Genomic DNA, 19634 nt, shown 5'->3' with positions numbered 1-19634 from the left:
ATAACTTATTACCTTAATAGAAAGCGATGTAACATGCGAAATGACTGATAAAAAAATATGTTACTGACTATCAATTACATAAAAAATAGCCGATTAAAGTATGGGTCTGGGGTTTGGTAACCCTGCACTCCCTACCATCTGATTTTCCGCCCATAACGGATACCGTACACTGCCGCTACTTAATCGAGCAGGTCGAAGTGAGCAGTACTCGAAAGTTTTATAGGTTATTAGAGATATCTATCGGGAATAGCGAACGCGCTGCCCTTCGGGTGTCCGGCGCTGCCCATTACCATGATCAAGGAGAATACAAGTTATTTTGTCGAGCGTGGCGCCGAATCATTTTCTGTTCTGGGTACGGATCTTCTACTTCCAACAATGTTTAAGGAATACTGATAGCCAATGGTACCAAACTTTAATCCTTTGGACGGTTGGGCTTTTTGACCTATATTTAATATTCTATGCACCCTTATCGGCTTTTACATTGCTCTTGCTTAACGGTAAACAACAAGTTGGTTTAACTAACGAACTGACCGCAGGCATACAGGAATTCGGCTACGAAACTCCAAATACTCCACGACCAGGTTCGTTGTGCTTCATGCTAAAAACTCGCGATCAATCAGAAAAATGGAATTAGAGGAATTTGGTTATAATGATAAACTTGAAAAGTTCAGGATTGAGAATAACCTGAAGGACTTTAAGATTGGAAGGGTCGTTTCCGAGCATAAAGATAGGTATACTGTAAAAACCGAAAAAGGGGATATCAACGCTGAAATAACAGGGAACTTACGATTTTCATCAAATCATCGAGAAGATTTACCCGCAGTTGGAGATTGGGTTGCACTCACAATTTATGATTCAGGTTTTTCCCTCATACAGAAAGTATTTCCAAGATACTCAATTATTTCAAGAAGGAATGTTGGTAGATATGGAGAGAAGCAGATAATTGCAACAAATATTGATTATGCGTTATTGGTTCAAGCTGTTGATAGGGACTTTAATATAAACAGACTTGAAAGATACCTGGCTATTTGTAGTTCGTCAAAGGTTAGTCCAATTATAGTATTAACAAAGATTGATTTAATAAATGAGCATCAAATCTCTGAGATAGGGAACAAAATAAATGCTCGGATTAAAGCTATTCCGATTGTTGCAATAAGTAATAAAACACAAGAAGGATACGAAAAAATAAAAATGAATATTGAAAAAGGAAAAACCTATTGTATGCTAGGTTCTTCAGGCGTAGGGAAATCCACTCTATTGAATAACCTTTCGGGCAAACCCCTAATGCAAACAGATACACTAAGCATGAATACAAATAAGGGGAGGCATATTACTAGTCACAGGCAGTTAATTGTTCTTGAAAATGGTGGAATACTTATTGACAATCCTGGAATGAGAGAAGTTGGTATTGCCGATTCAACTACCGGATTAGAAATCACTTTTGATATGATTACCAAACTTTCTCAAGATTGCAAGTTTAATGACTGCACCCACACAAATGAGATTGGTTGTTCAATACTAGAAGCCATTGAAAAAGGGGAAATAGACCAGGCGTCCTACGAAAATTACCTGAAATTGGAGAAAGAGAACGTCCATTTTAACTCTACCATTGCTGAAAAACGAAAAAAAGACAAAAAGTTTGGGAAAAGCCTAAAGAACTATAAAAAAGACATGAACCATAAAAAAAACTAACTAACTGGTTTAATTACTAAAAAAGTGCAAATTACAATGAATCAATTTATCCAACAATGGGGTGATGCTGCGTATACTAGTTTAGGTTTTTTCTGGATGGCCTTGTGGGCATTTATTTTGGGCTATATTATCAGCTCCCTAATCCAAATTTTTATTACGGAAAAGCGAATGCAAAAAACCATGGGCGATGAAGGAAGCAAGAGCATTCTTCTCGGTACCTTCTTTGGTTTTATAAGTAGCTCTTGTAGTTTTTCAGCGCTAGCCACCTCAAAATCCTTGTTTCAAAAAGGTGCCAGTTTTGTTTCATCCATTGCATTTTTGCTGGCGTCCACCAACCTGGTCATTGAACTCGGAATCATTATTTCCATTTTTCTCGGTTGGCAGTTTGTGGTGGGCGAATACATTGGGGGTGTTTTGCTCATTCTATTCAGTTGGCTTCTGATCCGCCTTATCAATCCAAAAAAAATGATAGAAAAAGCGCGTAAACGGCTGGAGGACTCTAAAGAGGATGAACATAAAAAAGAGGCCTCCATGGTAATTAAAATTAAATCCCCGGAAAAATGGGCTAAGGTTGGGAAACAATACGCGATGGAATGGAAAATGGTATGGAAAGATGTAACGGTAGGATTTACCATCGCAGGGATCGTTGCCGCCTTTATACCCGATTCTTTCTTTCAAACACTCTTTATTAACTCCGGTGAAGGCCAGGAATCATTCGGCTTTTTTACCCTACTTGAGCATGTAGTGGTAGGGCCGGTAGCCGCTTTTCTAACTTTTATTGGCTCTATGGGAAATATTCCTCTTGCAGCCCTGCTATTTGATAAGGGAGTAAGTTTTGCTGGTGTCATGGCATTCATTTTCAGCGATCTGGTAGTATTCCCCGTTCTCCGCATTAATGCCAAGTATTATGGCTGGAAGATGTCTCTTTTTATCCTGTTTCTTTTGTTTACGTCTCTCATTGCCGCTTCCCTATTGTTGCATTACAGTTTTGATCTTTTCGGCCTGATCCCTGAAGCTTCCGCAAAAAGTATCACAGAAAAAGAGCATTTTACAATCGATTATACCTTCTATCTGAATGCCGTTTTTTTGGCCCTTTCCGGAATATTGATTTACCTCGGTTTTTTCAAAGGAAAAGATGTGATGCATCATAAAGAGATGGCTCCAAAAAGCCCACTACTGGAAAAAGTATTAAAGTGGAACGCATTGACCTGCTACGTTTGGTTAGCTATTGGAATCGTATTGAAATACTTGCCGGTATAAAAATAACCTACTTTACCTAAAACAAGAAGTTATTGAATAAAAAAAACACCCAAATCGTTTAATAGGCCCTGAAGCATAAATTTTCCATGTTTTTTTGGAAGTTTTTATCGCAACCCTTTTTCAGTTCCTTAAAGGGAAAGAAAAAATAATAAACTTGAAGGTAAACAACTCCTGCACATGAAACCACGAATTAAGGTCCTTTCCGGGGAAATGGTAAAATACTTTCTTCTGGCTTTTTGGCTTTTTGCAGCCTTCCAAAAGAAAGAGCAACCCATCCAATCGGATGTTTGCATCTATGGCAACTCTAGCGCTTCCATTCTGGCAGCTGTACAATTAAAAAAGCGTGGCAGGGAGGTGGTGATAGTTAGTCCGGATAAATACGTAGGCGGCATGACGATTGAGGGCCTGGGTGGGTCGGATATAAACAATCATGGAGGATTCAAAAACGATTCAGTGATCGGGGGGCTTACCCTGGAGTTTTACAGAGAAGTGGCCCAGCATTACGGAATCACGGACTTTGATTCGGCAAGAGCCGATCGCCAAACCTGGCGCTTTGAACCCCATGTGGCCAAAGCGATTTTTGACCGATGGCTGAAGGCTTACGATATTCCCGTTTACACGGAATCGGGGCTGCGGCTTGCATTTGATGCCGTGAAGAAAGAAAACGGGCAGATTACCTCCTTTGAAACGGTTAATGGAAAAACTTTTCGGGCTTCCTTCTTTATTGATGCGTCCTACGAAGGCGACCTGCTGCATTATGCCGGCATATCCACCATTGTAGGCCGGGAACCCAATAGCCTGTATGGGGAAACGAAAAATGGCATCCGAACAACCAACACCTACCGGAACTTTGAAGTGGCGGTAGATCCCTATGTGGAGCCCGGAAATCCGGAAAGCGGTTTGATTCATAGCATACAGGACGAAATACTGGGTGAGGCAGGTACGGGGGATCAGCGCATACAGGCCTACTGCTTTCGGGCCTGCCTGACCAAGGACCCCTCCAATCGGGTTCCCTTTGGGAAACCGGAAAATTACCACAGGGATTGGTACGAAATCTACCTGCGTTACCTGGATGCAGGCGGTACCTTGTACAAACCCTCCTATTCCATACCTAATAACAAAACCGACTTGGGTGCCTGGCACGACCTGTCGCACAATCTCTACGGGATGAACCACGAATACCCGGAAGGGGATTACCAGAAACGGCAGGAGATTTACCAATACCACCTGGACTTTACCCGTGGCCTCTTCTGGTTTTTGGCCAACGATCGGGAGGTGCCCGAAAACGTCCGGCAGGAATGGAGCCAATGGGGCACGACCAAAGACGAGTTTACCGATAATCAGGGCTGGCCGCGAATGCTCTATATTCGGGATGGAAGAAGAATGCAGTCGGACTATGTGATTACAGAACATCATACCCGAAACGACACTTCCATCTTTATTGAGGATCCGGTAGCCATTGCCTTTTGGCCACCAGATGTGCATCATGTGCGGCGCATTGTCCGTGATGGAAAAGCTTACAACGAAGGCTTCGTATTTGGAGGGGATAATTGGAAACCCTTTCCCATTCCCTACCGCAGCCTGGTCCCTCGGGAATCCGAATGCACCAATTTACTGACCCCCACCTGCCTGTCCGCCAGCCATATTGCCTATGGAGCCATCCGCCTGGAATGGACCTTTATGCTGTTGGGAGAGGCTGTCGGTATTGCGGCGGACCTTTGCCTGGAGAAACAGCGCACCGTTCAAGATCTGCCTTATGAAACGTTAAAGAATCGCCTGGTGGAAAACAAGCAAATCATTGGCATGGACTAAATTGATGTTTTCGACTTTAAGGTATCAGGGTAAACACAGGAATTAAAACGACCGTGGCGCAATCGTCAATGGTGGAGATAATATTTAACACCTGCCAGCTGGCAGGCATGAGATTCTCCCGACGTCCGGGACAGATTTATGGCGGCTTAAGAACATTTGTTTTCAAATGAAAGAAAGGGAAACACCAACTTTTTTATCATTAAACTATTCAATTGGGATCTTAATAAAAAAAATGAATCTTTTTAAATACTCTTTTATTTCTTCATAAAAGTGAATCACAAACACGAGAACCATTGCTCATTAAATTTGTTTTAACTAGATTTTTTATTTAAATTAATATGTAAAATATTGATAATATGTGTGTTAAGTAAATACCAGCAGCCATGGTTACTGAAAAAATAAAGGTACCGAACTCAATCCTTAGAATGACATTGGTTTTTTGGTGCTTCCTCACGGTATTGACTATTTCCAATGGTTCCCAAATTTATCATTACCATCCTTCAAAATTTCTTAGAACTGATTTTGATGACTTGATAGATCAACTAGACAAAAATGATCTAAATAAAATTGCGCGTAAAATGAGGGCTACCGCTAGAACGTATTTAAACGATGCTAAGAAGCAAGGATTGCCCGACGGTAATCTTCATGTTTTAAATTTACGTCGAATAGGTAATGTACTGGCAAATGGGATCAATGATGGAACGAAAGAGGAATTAGCCAGTAGTCTCAAGGAAGCCATTGCAATGCAAGACAATGTGGTTGGCATCGCCGCTTTGAGAAGTATGCTTGAATACATTTCAACCACTCCCATTCCAATTTCAAAGGGCATACCGGCATTCAAATACCTTTTAGGCTCTATAAAATCAGTGTTAAACGAAATGGAAGGGAGCATACTTGAAGAGCTTATCGAGGAGCGTTTAGATGAGGCCTTCCGGGAAGCAAAGGACAGTCTTGACAACGCTGCAAAAAGAACATTGGAGAATAGTGAATAAATGTGCCAATTCATTTGATCGCGTTGATCGTCTCATTCACATTAGCAGGTTTTGGATTTTCATCCCTAACGTACAATAACGTAGATATTCTTGTCATCCATGAGCTTTTTCCACCCTCCGTTGCAATTAATTCTTGTTTAAACGATATTTACTTTCATACTGCCTGCCAGTATGTAAATTGCACACCATTTCCATTCTCCGGCCATCAAAAACCGAAATAAACCTTAAAAAAACGAATGAAAAACCTTTTCCTGCTTTTAGTCTTACTATTTTTAGCACTTTTCACCAACGGGCAGGAACTCCCGCTTTTAAAGGTCTCCCCCGATAATCGCTACCTCGTAACAGAGGACAACCAACCGTTTTTTTGGCTAGGAGACACGGCCTGGGAATTGATTCACCGACTGGACAAAACAGAAATCGACCACTATCTGCAAGACCGTGCCAACAAGGGCTTTACACTTATTCAAACCGTCATCCTGGCAGAACTGGATGGGTTGAACACACCAAATGCTCAGGGAGACACCCCATTGATCGACAACAATCCGGAGAAGCTTAACGAAGCCTACTTTAAGCTTGTGGATTACGTGTTGGAGAGAGCCGCTGAACTGGGCATGTACGTTGGATTATTGCCTACCTGGGGAGATAAGTTTAACAAAAAATGGGGTGTTGGCCCGGAAATTTTCACTCCGGAAAATGCAGAAACCTACGGCGAACTATTGGCCAAACGCTATCAACCCCACAGCAATCTGGTCTGGATTCTCGGCGGGGACCGACCCATAGAAAACGAAACCCATTATGAAATTATCCGCTCTATGGCCAAAGGAATCCGGGCGATTGACGAGAAGCATTTATTGACGTTTCATCCCGTGGGAGCAAAAAAGGCAACGGATTATTTTAGGGAGGATAGTTGGCTGAGCCTGGATATGTTTCAGAGCGGTCACAGCCGGCTGGCAACGGATTATCAATACGTACTGGATGCGCGAAGCGCCGTCCCCGCCCGGCCAGTGATCAACGGGGAGCCCAGGTACGAAAATATCCGGGATCGGTTCTGGGAAAATAAAGACTACGGCTGGCTGGATGATGCCGATGTCCGGGTTGCGGGTTATTGGAGCATGCTTTCGGGAGCTGCCGGCTACACCTACGGTTGCAATGATGTCTGGCAAATGTACGAAAGCGGCAGGGCGCCAATTATCAATGCCCGTACGGGTTGGCAAGTGGCCTTGGACCTGCCCGGCTCCTCCCAGATGGGCTACCTTAAAAAAATCCTTTCAGCGCTTCCCTGGCAGCAGTTGCAACTAGATCAAAGCCTGATCTTGGGGGATAATCCAAAAAACGAGTCCCACATGCTGGCCTCCAGAACAGAAAAGGGTGACCTAATACTTGCCTATATACCTACCGGAACGCCGCTAACCCTTGATTTAACCCGATTTAATATGGAAACAGCCGAGGCTTATTGGTTTAATCCCAGAAATGGTAAGGTCCTGCCACTTGGAGAGGTTAAAACCAGTGGCTCACAGACTTTTACGCCATGGGCCAATGGCTGGGGAAGTGATTTTCTATTGTTACTTGTGGACAAAAAGGCCGGATACGATTTTTCAGATTTCATGAACTAGAAAAGGTTTGAAGAGAAAGCGATTCAGAAAAACAGGAAAATATTGATGAAACGAAGGAGTGGATAAAAAGTGACTGAAAATGCTTATTTATTAACGGAAAAAGTCAGAGGATGTGTTTCCATTCACCAATTTGAGCTACAAACATTTAATTTAAAAAAAGAAAATTGCCTTCAGAAAACAAAAATACCTATAAAATCCCAGCCGGTACCGGCATCGGGCACGTGCACCTGAAAGTGGCGGATTTACAGCGCGCGCTTGACTTCTATTGCGGGATGTTGGGATTCGAACTGACCACCACCTATGGGGAGGACGCTGCCTTTATTTCTGCCGGCGGTTACCACCATCATATCGGATTGAATACCTGGTTTAGCAAAGATGCTCCTCCAGCTCCTAAAAACAACGCCGGACTATTCCACACAGCCATTCTGTACCCGACCCGAAAAGACCTGGCTACCATTCTTGACCGAATCCTGCAAGCCGGGTATCCCTTGACCGGTGCCGCAGACCATGGTGTATCCGAAGCACTTTACCTGAACGATCCGGACAACAACGGAGTGGAATTGTACTGGGACCGGCCCAGAGAGCAATGGCCTAAAAAACCCGATGGCTCCCTTGAAATGTATACCCGAAGACTGGATTTGGAAGGTTTGCTAAAAGAAATAAGGTTATAAAACGGTTTAAGTACTTCTAGTATATTCACGCCAGGCAGGCATAACGAATAAAACTCCCTTTTGATAAAATCAAAACGTTTAAGATAATATACTATCCCTGATTTGGGGATTGGTTTTGAGCAAGTCCGGTTGATAACACGCTAAACATAATGTGATCTACGATATGAAATTCCTCTTGCCTCCTTTCTGTTTGTTTTGTTTGGATGGTCGGATAGGTTTTTAACGGTGAATACCTACATCAAACTCAAACTATAAAGAAGTCACTCCGCCTAACTGGTGAATGGTATTCTGGATCAGGCCCTCTACCGTTTCGCCTTGCTCACTTTCCAATCGGTATTGGATTTCCATCACCCAGGTCGGTTCGATCTCGGGTAGTTTTAGCTTGATCGATTTTTTATCCGGCCCCAGCTCAACAGCGGAAACTGCCAATTCTTTCTCGTTGTAATGCTTGGAACCGTACTTTCTGGACCGTAATAAATCCCAGGTGGCAACCGTGTAATTCGACAGCTCGTTTACGCTGCTTTCATCCAGCTTCTCCGTAAAGGTTAGCAAAACCCCGTCTTTCTGGGCCTGAATGCCAACCGGTAAATTTACCGGGGTTTCGGTCATTCGGATCCGGTATAGTCCTCCCAGTTGGGGTTGGGTAGAGCCCCAGGCGGAAAGGCCGCAAAGGTACAAATGACCATCTTCCGGATTAAATCGTCCACGCATCACGCCCGTGGCAAAGCGAGGTAAAGGCAGTTCCACAATACCTCCCTGAACCTGCCCGTCAATTTTTTCAAAGGGAACCAGGTATACTTTCCCATACCCATAGGAAAAATTCAGAAGTTTCCCGTTTAACGGACCCCATTTTTCACTGTCCACCCATAGCAGTTCGGAAGGAGAACGATCCCGCTCCCTTTCCACCCAAACCAGGGGTTGCTCCATGCCGGAATCGGTGCTATCCGCCGGTGGGTCAAAACCGAACATATTACCATAAAAACCTCCCTCTTCTACCCAATTGATCCGGTTCATGGGATTCCAGTGCCCTTCCTGATCTGTCACAATAAAGGTCCCGTCCGGATTGAGACACACACCGTTGGCCGCCCGAAAACCGGTGGCAATAATGTCCGTCTGTTGCCCATCGGAACTGACTTTCAGTAAGGTTCCATGCTGGGGAACCAGGGCTTCCCGGGCATGCCGGGCACTTTTGGCATAATAAAGGTTTCCCTCCGCATCGGCTTGCAAGCCCATGGCAAACTCATGGAAATGATCGGTTACCTGATGGTCGTTATTGAAACTCTCGTAAAAATCAGCTTCACGGTCCCCATTGAGATCATGCAAGCGGACAATTTGGTCCCGGCAGGTGACGAAAATCTCTTCGTCGATTACCTTTATTCCGAGGGGCTGAAATAATCCGGAAGCAATCCGCTGCCAGGTCAGCTTTTGTTCATTTTCTGTAAATCCTTCTACCAGCCATACGTCTCCGTCCGTAGCACATATCACGGCCTTATTTCGGTCCTCGAAAAAATCCAACCCACTTAATCGCAGCTGGTTTTTCCAGGGGCTGTTAAAGGGAGGATTCAGGACATCAACCTGAAAGGCCCCTTCCTGCTGTCCAGGCAAAATCGCAGTTTCCAAGGTTTGCGGGTACCGGGCAGGTCCTCCTTTGGTAAAATCGGCAAGGGATTCGGCAGGGGTAGCCGCTTTTGCATGTGCATCCAGGCCCTTGACTCCCGGAGCTGCCAGAAATAACTTGATCTTGCCCGGCTCCTTGCCCGTAAAGTTGACCACCAGGAAGTCGTCTTCTACTTCCAGTTCGGCCCCTGTCCCGGTCAGGGCCGCCGATGTTCCGACCGGAGCCACCCGCATTTTAAGCAGGTCACCCGAAACCGTGGTATTCAAGGTGCGGGTAAAAACAGGCTGGTCTCCCAGGGAATCCAAGCCAAACGTTTCCAAAATTTCGGCTTCACCCACCGTATACGATAGGATTAACCGGTCCTCAAATGGATAAAGCCCCTTATAATGTGCCCAATCCCGGGGAAGGGGACCAAACCTTCTTCCATCCCTGGCTTGAAACCGTGGATCCTCAAAGGTTCCCGTTTGAGGATGTGCCCAGCCTGGACCCGTCTCGTTTTCAAAGTGAAGTTCACCAACGGTTCTTGGCGAGATGTTGTGTTTCTCGTTAAAGAGAATCGCTTCCCAGTCGATAAATCCTTTTCCGGTCCAGGCCCCGGCTATCCGCATCAGATCATGGTCGAACATCATCCAGGCCTTCCCGGCAGCCACTCCCCCGGCACCGGGGTCCAATCTTACTGCAATGCCCTTGTAGGCAAAATTGGCATCTCCAAAATCTTCATCCGGAAGGGGCTGTACGGGCCCGGTGGACCTTTCCCTGGGAGGAGCGTCCGCATCGACCAGCTCATAGGTATTGATCAAAAAATTACCGTAATCCATCTCCGCCCAGGGCTTGTATTCCCTGGGAGCAGGTCCCTCGCTGGAACCGCTTGGCAAACTCGCCAGGTATTCCTCATTAATATCAAAATACTGGGCCTGATTTTCCTTTGAGATAAAAGTCTCCCGGATGTAATGGATCACATCGTACTTCTCCACCGGAGTCAGATTTACCTGAGGCGGCATGGCTCCATGACCGCGGGTCAGGGTTTGATAAATGGCATAGGGATCTTGACCCACCTTAAAGGTGTCCGCCCAAAATTTAAAAGCGGTGGGCAGGGAACCCTCTTGTTCCGGATTTCCATGGCAGGTGATACAGGTGTTGGTATAGATATGCTCACCAGTTCTCATGGATTCCCCATGCCGGTCTCCCAGGTCCTCCAACAGCCCCTTATGGTCAATGTTTTTTTCGTATTCGGGAAGCTCGGATTCCTGAAGGATAAAACCAGATGCAGCGGATTCATTCAGGGAGTGCTTTTCAGATTTGCTTTGGCAGGAAACGAAAATAAACAGGATTAAAATCGTTTGCCGGGGATAAAATTTCAACGTCATGTTATTTTACAAGAATTCAATTTTGAAAATATAAACCAAATAGGATTAAAAAAACTATTTCGACTGGTTTAATCGGGGATTCTTCCCCACCAGGGGCCTTCATCCCGGATATCCAGCCAAAGCTGCTGCATTTTGGGAATTGCCTCTAGGAAGGTTGTGTATTCCTGCTGCGAAATATCCATGGTTTGACCCGGGTCTTTTTTGATGTTGTACAGTTCAAATGAATCCGGAACGGCTGTCTTTAGCCAATCAACGGCTGGAAAGGTTCCTTCGTTTGAGATTCCAGTAAAATTTTCCCGCTTGGGTCCCAACCGGCCCACCAGCACATAGTCCTTGTAGCGCATGGCCATTTGGGCCATTCCCGGCATGTGGGAGGAATTTAACAGAAAAAACCAGATAGGTAAGACTTCTCTTTGGTAATGCTTGCCCAGAAAAGCATTGAACGCATCCGTACCGTCAATGGCCCTATCCATCGGAATGGAAGCTCCTGCCAATTTGCATAGGGTGGGAAGAAAATCCGTTCCGTTAAAGAGTTGATCGCTGATGGTGCCGGCAGGAATGTGCCCTGGCCAACGGATCAATCCGGGAACGCGATGACCTCCTTCGTAGGGATAACGTTTCATTCCCCGCAGGTTGCCGGGTGTACCAAAGCATTTATCCCGAATCGGGTCTTCCCATTCCCCGTTCGATTCTTCCAGGGTCACTGGGTATTCCGGACCGTTGTCACTGGTGAAAATAACCAGGGTAGCATCCCTTAGTCCCTGATCATCGATAAATTTCATGAAGGTACCAAAGGAGTCATCTACCTGCGATACCGTCCCGTAATATTCATTAGCATACTGGGATATATCTCTTTCCGGCCGGCTCAACCCTCCATAAGAAACCTGCTGGATCGTCTCCCCAACTTCCCTTGCGTCGTATTGTTCGGCAAAATCTCTTGGAGGATCGATAGGAGTATGCGGCTCGTTGGTGGAAATAATGAGAAAAAACGGTTTTTCCGTATCACGTTTTTCGGCAATCCAATCGGCTGCCTCCCGGGAAACAATATCGACATACCAGCCTTCCATCGGACCTTCGGGGACTCCGTTTCTAAGAAATTTATCCGGATTTTTGGGTCCGGTACCGAAGGCATTGACCGAGGTGGCCAGGGAGTAGTCGAAACCCATTTCGTTTACCGAGACTTCATGGGGAGACTCTAACTTAGAAAGGTGCCATTTTCCAAAAAAGGCCGTTTCATACCCTTCTTCCTGAAGCAATTGAGGAAGGGTGATTTCATTTTTATCCAGTGTGGTTCCAAAAAAACCGGCGATATTGTAAAAGCCACTCCGGTACCCGTTTCTTCCGGTAAGTATAGCCGCTCTGGAGGGAGAACAAACGGCCGCCGCGGAATGCATATCGGTCATTCGAACCCCTTCGCTGGCAAATCGGTCGAGATGCGGTGTTTTGATAAGGGGATGCCCGTAACAACCCAGATCACCGTATCCTAAATCATCTGTAAGGAAAATAATGATATTGGGGCGAGGCGGATCCTGGCTTTCGGCCACCGAATTCAAAGGAGAAAGACTCCAAAAAATGAGCAGCCCGAGGGTCCAATAAGTAGTAAAACGTAAAATATGCCTCATCTTCGAGTTAGTTGGTAGCAAAATGCATGGGTTGCTACCTGATTTTTTTTAAACAAAACCCAAAAGCTACCTGCATCTTTTGGGTTTTTGTTGGTGATCGTAGTAACTGATAAGACGGATGATTAAGCAACTTATCAGCAAACAGGTAGTACTTACTCAATTATTGGACGTTACTATAAATCAGCTAATGGAGGCTTCATCGGATCTTCAGCAGCCAGCACCTTTCTTTCCTGCCGGACCACAATGGGTACGTAGCCTACTTCCATTCCCGGAGGAGGTGTCAGGATTAGGGCAGGATCAATTTGCACCAGTTCCCCCGTTGTGGGAGGTGCCATGTAGTTTTTGTCAATGGTCCAGCGTTGGTGGATCTTTTCTACCAGTTGCTGCAAGGCTTCTTTTTCGGCCTGGCTCCAGTCAAATTGCTGAAAGGAAGGTTGATCGATAAAGCGATACCATTTGTAGGTAACAGTAGAGCCGTCTTTTAGCTCGACGGTATAGGCCTTGGAAGCGGGTCCCGGACGAGTCCAGGCGCCTGATTCCGGAGTAGAATAGGGAAGGCTTTTATCAATGACAAAATTTCCCGAGACGATCTCGTTCCCATCCCTCCAATTGACGTACTCTTTCTCCGTCCCTGCCAGGGCAAAGGAGCTGCCTTTCAATTCCGCCGGAACCTCTTCTTCTGAAACCGGGATGCGCTCCTCTCCTACCTGCTTGAAATATTGGGGAAATAAGCCTCTGGACCCATAAGGATTTTCCTGCCATTGCAAACCAAAGGCATTGGATTCGTTGACGATGGTTTCCACCACGCTATCCAGCCCTCCTAAACGGGTACCTCCAGCATTTAACCGGGCTCCCTGATCCAATGAGATTTTTCGGGGACTGATGGACGGCTTCCAGGAATGGGCTTCGCTAAATGCGCCGGACACCGGTTCTCCGCCATTCTTCCATGCTTTTACCGGGTTGAATAAGGCATCTTTGGAATAATAGGTCACGTCCTGCACCAAAACAGAGCGGCCCTTTTCATCTACTGGAAATTGCAATTGCGGGATTTTGATGAACAACTCTCCCTGCTCCGTTTTCATTTCAAAGGAAGGCACGGTATTGATTTCCATGGCACCTCCCCCGCCCATGGTTCCTGGGCGGGCATCCAGCCCCATCCCCTCAATGGCAGGGTATTCTTTTGATAACCGGCTCCACATTTCCGGAATGTAGTAGGCCACGGGTCCCTTAAAATTGGCTGCATTGAGAAACAAGGTCCAGCTTTGATCCCCGGTGGGCGGTGGCCCCTCCCTTTTTTCGGTCAGGGGAAGCATCATATGGGTGTAACCTAGAAATTTGCCCTCCAGGTCCTCTACAAAGGTAATTCCATCCGGTGGTACCACTATCCGGTTGCTTAGCTGGGCAATTCCCAACTCGTCCTCCGGCAGGGCTTCTGCCCGGTAAAAGAACGGCCAGCCCGGAGAGGCTATTTCTGAATTGTAGCAATTCGGTACCCCGTTCATACTGAACTTGGGCGGGCCATAGTGGTAACGGTTTCCCCGCCAATAGCCCAATCCACCTTCCTGGGTTTGAAACACGCTGGCCCAGGTCGGTCCTCGTGGCTCCCAGGTCCGCGCAATGGTTCCTTCCGGACAGCAAGCCATGTCTTTGTTGTCCGGATTATCCGGGATGATCCAATTTCCTGGCAATCCGATCTGAAATCCGGCTAGCGGCTGTTCCACCAGTGGCCAGACCGCTGTATAAAATCCGATTCCTGCTCCAAACCCCTCCGGCCGCTTCGGTGAACTGTAGCCGATATAACCGTGGAGTCCATTGGCTTGCTGGGAGAGCTCTGACGCAGGTGGGGATTTGCCTTTTTCAGGGTCAGATGCATGGATTACGAGGCCACTTATTCCCAATAATAATCCACTTACTAAAATTCGTATATACATAATGCTTTTAATTCAAAATCACGCGATAGTACCGTTGATTCACCCAAGTTGGCATTCGAATTCGATGTCGTTCTTAGTTATCCAAGGCACCCTATTCAACCCCGTTCCGGGTATCCCACCAAACCTGAATGCCATAGAAAATGTCTTCCTCCACTATATCGGATGGAAAACGTTGATTGTGTGCAATTTCATTAGCGGGATAGGACATGCGAAAGGGAGGCCGGTTGTGGTTGGCAGCGTAGTCGTTGGAAACGTCATCCAGCATGGGTACATCGGTCCGGCGCACCTCTGCCCAGGCCTCTACACTTTGCTTAAACAAGGCGATCCAATTCTGCAGGCGGATCTTTTCCAGATTAGTGGTAGCACCGGAATCCCAGGCAACTCCAGGGCTTTGGAGGTACTCGGTTATCATTTCCTGAGAAATACCATTTTCTTCCAGGGAAACGGTAATCCCCATTTCATAGGCTTCCTGGCTATTCCCTCCCGAAACCAGGTTTCGTTCGAACGCTTCGGCTTTGATAAACCAAACCTGAGCGGCGTTCATGAAGGGAGAAAAACCCATGTCATCGTATCCAAAACGGTCTCCGATATGGGAAACATTGGCTTGGGTATTCATGGGATCACTGGTCTGTCCGATCCCCATTTTGTATCCGTTGAAGACTCCGTTTTCATTCTCGTCCGCATATACCGGCAAACGGGGGTCGTCCAGGTCTTTCAAGGTTTGGATCAATTCATGGTTCGTCCGGTATTGATCCGTTTTATTGGTTGGTGCTCCCAGCCGCTGTCGCCAGGGTTCGATATTGGCACCGATTCCAGGCCAATCCATATAGGCATTGTCCGAATGATCCTCAAACACGGGATACGTGGCGGGATTTCCAATTATCTGACTCAACACCGGGGCCGCTTCCTGCGGTGCTACGGATGACATGCGCATGGCCACTCGCAGCCGAATGGAATTGGCAAACTTTTTCCAATTTTGGATATCGCCATCATAAATGAAATCTCCCACTCCCAACGCTGCGCCGTTAGGATCAAGCATGGTGTTCGCTTCCTCCAATTCCGACAAAATCTGCTCGTACACCGCTGCCTGGGAATCAAATTCCGGGCTTAAGATTCCCTCCTCATCTAATAGAAAGGCTTGTGTATAGGGGATATCTCCCCACATATCCGTTACCTGATGGGCCGTGTAGGCTTTCATAATTTGGGCTACGGCTTCCAGGTTTTGGTTACCCTCTTCCCTGGCGATTTCAGCAGCATCCACAAAATAGGCCATGCCCCTGTACAGGTTGTCCCATTGACTGTTGTTGATATCTACGCGGAATTCGTAATCACCGGCTCCTATCGCGGCCAACTGCCCTGACCATGTCCCGGCATAATAGATTCCTATACGCTCTCCAAATAACTGACCCGCCACCACCGTCATGCCCGCTCCCAGTACGTTGCTGGCCGGGACTTCAGAGGGCTGGTTTGGGTTGGTATTCATTTCATTCCATTCTTCCGTACAGGAGGCAAAAAGCACTGCGGAAGCTGCCAGCAGGCCGAAGAATTTATATGTGATTGTATGTTTCATTTTTAGCATGTTTTTGCGAAGTAACATTTGTTGGATTTACCATTAAAGGGCTATCCGAAGGTTAAATCCATAGGATCGGTTGGTCGGCGGCATGAAATTTTCAAATCCGGTACCGGCTTCTCCACCCCCCATTTGGGAAGCAGATTCGGGATCAAGTCCCAGTTCTTTTGCCTTCGCGCTGCGATGCAGGATGGCTAGGTTCCGACCAAAAACAGAGAACGTAACATTTTGTAATTTCCAGATGTTGAACCGATATCCGAAGGTTAATTCCCGAAGTTTTACGAAAGAACCATCAATGATCGAATATTCGTGGTTGTTCCATACCCAGGATCCGTTGTAATAATCCTGCGCCGAGATCCGTACGTCGTTTGGAGAGCCATCTCCCTGAACCCCTTCTACTACAATACCTTCTGCTCTCACGTCATTTTGCACGCTGTTTTCAAAGGCTCCCGTGGGATAGGAATGCCAGTAAGTGGTACTAAAGAAATCTCCACCCATGCGGAAATCAAGTAATCCCCCAAAGGTGAAATTACGGTATCGGAACGTATTCTGAATGCCTCCGATCCAGTCCGGGGTTACATTCCCAAGGATTACCTGCTGATTGGTAGTCATGGGTGTCCCATTGGGGTTGATCATGATATTGCCTGCGTCATCCCGCACGTAAGGCAATCCGCTGAGATCACCCCAGGGCTGCTCGGGAGTACCCACCAGGCGTACGCCACCAAATCCGGAACTGATGGTAATGTTTTCCAATCCTTCATACAGCGAAACCACCGTACTGGTATTCTTGGCCCAGTTAACCGTAGCATCCCAGGAAAAGTCCCCTCGCCGCATCAGACTGCCTCGTAAGATCAGTTCGATTCCCTTGTTTTCGATCTCCGCAGCATTGATCAACTGTGAGGCATAGCCGGTAGACCGGGCTGTCGGCACCTGCAAAATCATGTTTTCCGTCACCTGCCGGTAATAGGTCGCATCCAGGGAAAGGCGGTCTGAGAAAAACCTCAGATCGGCCCCCACTTCAAACGAAGTGGTCATCTCCGGCAATAGATTGGTTGGTGGCTTTACCGCCGTGGGCGTAAATAGGGAAATATTATTAAAAGTAGTCGTACCGTAGGTTCCCATGAGTTGGTAGGGATCCGTATCCGAACCTACCTGTGCCAAACTAGCCCGAACCTGGGCATGGCTGAAGGTAGTCGAATTCAAATCCAATGCTTCCGATAGGGTAAGGGCCATGTTCACCGAAGGATAGAAATACGAGCGGTTTTCCTCCGGTAAGGTGGAACTCCAGTCGTTTCTGCCGGTAGCCCCTAGAAACAGGTACCCTTTGTACCCCAGTGTTGCGGAAGAATACACACTGTAGGTTTCGCGCTGGCTTTCAGACATGCCAGTGCCGGGGGTTCCTCTGACATTGGAAATATTAAACAGGTCCGGAACCGCAAGATCCGGAGCACTCAGCGACAAGAAATCAGTGGTATTTTGCCGGAAATTTCCTCCAACCAATGCCACCAAAGAAAAATCATTCATAAATTGCTTGTTGATATTCAATCGGATATCGCTGTTAAACTCCTGCCGGCTCAGATTGGTAAGCGAAAACTGCCCCCCTCGGTTATTGTTGATATTGGCCCGGGTGCGGGAAAGGGTGATGGATTCCCTTTCCTCATTATAGTAATCCAAACCAGTGACCATATTGGCGGAAAGCCAGTCGTTGAGCTGGTAATCCAGATTAATGTTACCAAAAAATCGCTTCCGATCCATGCTGTTGGTGTTTTCCAAATCATAGTAGAAATTATTGGCATTTCTATTGTAACCGCTTCCCATTTCGTTTCCATGCTCCTCATAAACCTTCTTTACCTCGTCCAGGGGAATGTTTCGAAAAGCTCCCCAGGCCAGTTTTGTCATGGACCCGTAAGAAACCACCGGGATATTATCACTGTATCGATTGACATAGTTAAAATCCGTACTCACTTTCAACTTGTCGGTGGGCAGGAGTGTCAGGCTGGCATTGAAGGTGTTGACCGTCTGATCGGTATTGAAAAAGGTCCCGTTCATTTGCCGGTTGGAAAAGGCCACCCTACCATAGGCTTCCTCGCCTCTGGCTGTCACCGCCACTTGATTGATAAAGTTCTTTCCGGTCTGAAAGTAGTGGTCCTGTATGTTATTGGGAATGGATTCCCAGGGACTGTCTGGTCCTTTTACCCATTGATCCAAAAGCAGGCCGGCATCGTATCGCGGTCCCCAGGAAGTGGCATTTTCATTGACACCTCCCCCGATGCCGTCGACGTAATTGTAACTGTTTTGCTTGGCGTATTCGTTGTAACTCAGGTTGGACCCGGGGTTATTTTCCAGGTACTGTTGCCAGTCGTATTCGCCACCCCGCTGACCGGGGCCGTATTCGTTCTGAAAATCCATAAAAAAACTGGGCACGTCAAAAACCATGGAAGAATTGAACTCCACGCCCAATCCGGCTTTTCCTTGCTTGCCTTTTTTGGTTTCAATCAAAATTACCCCGTGGGTAGCCCGGTTGCCATACAGGGCGGCTGCATTGGCCCCTTTCAGTACGGTCAGGGAGGCAATGTTCTCCGGGTCGATATCTGCGGCCGTGTTGCCATAATCCAGTCCACCGGCTCCTCCCAGATTGCTGCTGGAATTATCGATGGGAATTCCGTCTACGACAAACAAGGGCTGGTTTCCGGAGAAGGAAGCATTTCCCCGGATAACGATTCGGGAAGACGCGCCTACCTGGGAACCACTGTTGGTTACCTGCACCCCGGCGATTTTTCCGCTCAGGGAATTGACCAGGTTAAAGTCATTGGCCGTGGTCAGGTCTTCCGGCTTCAGCGCCTGCACGGTGTAGCCCAATTCTTTTCGCTCCCGCTGTACACCAAAGGCAGTGACCACCACTTCACCCAGGTCCTGCGAATCTTCCTGCATCACCACATCCAGGGTGCTACGGCCATTAAGATCCGTCGTCTGGGATTCAAAACCGATAAAGGAAAAGGAAAGTCGTTGGGAGCCCTCGGGAACGGTAAGGGCATATTGGCCCTCAATATCCGTAACGGTTCCTGTGGAGGTGCCCACCACCAATATACTGACTCCAGGCAAAGGCTCGTTGGATTCGTTGCGAACCGTACCACTGACCCGGGTCTGTGCGAATGCCTCAGAGGCCAGCAGCCCCAAAAGCAGCATTGCCCCTATGCAAAGGAAAGTCCTGTGAAATAGGGGATGTAGGGTAACATTTTTCATAAGCGTTGATTAGATGTGAAAGGATAGGCTAATTTAGAATTCTGTATGGCGAAACCTATGCTACATCTTAGCCAAAAAATATGGTATCTTATCCCAAATGGAGATTGTTACCGAAAAAGTAAACCACTACGCTAGACAAAAATGGAAATGAGGCACATCCATGGGCCCTTTCCCGAGAGAGTGCGATGCCGTTTGGACAAGAAAAGCCATTTTCGTGCGAAAACAAGAAAAATACCTTTCGGG

Annotated in this window: 11 protein-coding genes; 6 read left to right on the top strand and 5 right to left on the bottom strand. The window is 46.9% G+C overall.

Going from position 1 to position 19634, the window contains the following annotated elements:
- Positions 1-624 precede the first annotated feature (624 nt).
- The 6 genes from rsgA to GJS45_RS04260 all read left to right on the top strand — a co-directional run bounded on the left by rsgA (position 625) and on the right by GJS45_RS04260 (position 8040).
- Entirely contained in the window at positions 625-1692 is a 1068-nt protein-coding gene (rsgA, locus tag GJS45_RS04285) for a ribosome small subunit-dependent GTPase A (RefSeq protein WP_162340223.1), read from the top strand.
- 36 nt (positions 1693-1728) lie between these two features.
- Positions 1729-2952: a permease gene (locus GJS45_RS04280; protein ID WP_162340222.1), complete on the top strand. Its 1224-nt coding sequence runs from the start codon at positions 1729-1731 to the stop codon at positions 2950-2952.
- Between the two features lie 177 nt (positions 2953-3129).
- Positions 3130-4764, top strand: a complete 1635-nt coding sequence (locus tag GJS45_RS04275; RefSeq protein WP_162340221.1) for an FAD-dependent oxidoreductase — start codon at positions 3130-3132, stop codon at positions 4762-4764.
- 383 nt (positions 4765-5147) lie between these two features.
- Positions 5148-5756 carry a hypothetical protein gene (locus tag GJS45_RS04270; protein ID WP_162340220.1) on the top strand — a complete coding sequence of 203 codons (609 nt, stop codon included), beginning with the start codon at positions 5148-5150 and terminating at the stop codon, positions 5754-5756.
- A gap of 236 nt (positions 5757-5992) precedes the next feature.
- Complete coding sequence (locus GJS45_RS04265; protein WP_162340219.1) at positions 5993-7369, top strand: glycoside hydrolase family 140 protein; 1377 nt, start codon at positions 5993-5995, stop codon at positions 7367-7369.
- Between the two features lie 164 nt (positions 7370-7533).
- The gene (locus tag GJS45_RS04260; protein ID WP_162340218.1) at positions 7534-8040 is read left to right on the top strand and encodes a VOC family protein; all 507 of its coding nucleotides are present in this window, start codon (positions 7534-7536) and stop codon (positions 8038-8040) included.
- A 249-nt stretch (positions 8041-8289) separates the two neighbouring features.
- Here GJS45_RS04260 and GJS45_RS04255 read toward each other — a convergent pair whose 3' ends face one another.
- The 5 genes from GJS45_RS04255 to GJS45_RS04235 all read right to left on the bottom strand — a co-directional run bounded on the left by GJS45_RS04255 (position 8290) and on the right by GJS45_RS04235 (position 19391).
- The gene (locus tag GJS45_RS04255; protein ID WP_162340217.1) at positions 8290-11025 is read right to left on the bottom strand and encodes a DUF6797 domain-containing protein; all 2736 of its coding nucleotides are present in this window, start codon (positions 11023-11025) and stop codon (positions 8290-8292) included.
- A 68-nt stretch (positions 11026-11093) separates the two neighbouring features.
- Positions 11094-12647 carry a sulfatase family protein gene (locus tag GJS45_RS04250; RefSeq protein WP_162340216.1) on the bottom strand — a complete coding sequence of 518 codons (1554 nt, stop codon included), beginning with the start codon at positions 12645-12647 and terminating at the stop codon, positions 11094-11096.
- A 173-nt stretch (positions 12648-12820) separates the two neighbouring features.
- The gene (locus GJS45_RS04245) at positions 12821-14578 is read right to left on the bottom strand and encodes a hypothetical protein (RefSeq protein ID WP_235954587.1); all 1758 of its coding nucleotides are present in this window, start codon (positions 14576-14578) and stop codon (positions 12821-12823) included.
- Between the two features lie 91 nt (positions 14579-14669).
- Positions 14670-16148: a SusD/RagB family nutrient-binding outer membrane lipoprotein gene (locus tag GJS45_RS04240; protein WP_162340215.1), complete on the bottom strand. Its 1479-nt coding sequence runs from the start codon at positions 16146-16148 to the stop codon at positions 14670-14672.
- A gap of 42 nt (positions 16149-16190) precedes the next feature.
- Positions 16191-19391, bottom strand: a complete 3201-nt coding sequence (locus GJS45_RS04235) for a SusC/RagA family TonB-linked outer membrane protein (RefSeq protein ID WP_162340214.1) — start codon at positions 19389-19391, stop codon at positions 16191-16193.
- Between the last annotated feature and the right edge of the window lie 243 nt (positions 19392-19634).

Source organism: Cyclobacterium salsum (assembly GCF_010119245.1).
Lineage (GTDB): Bacteria > Bacteroidota > Bacteroidia > Cytophagales > Cyclobacteriaceae > Cyclobacterium > Cyclobacterium salsum.
Note: the sequence above shows the minus strand (reverse complement) of the source record. Positions and strands in the feature narration are given on the sequence as shown.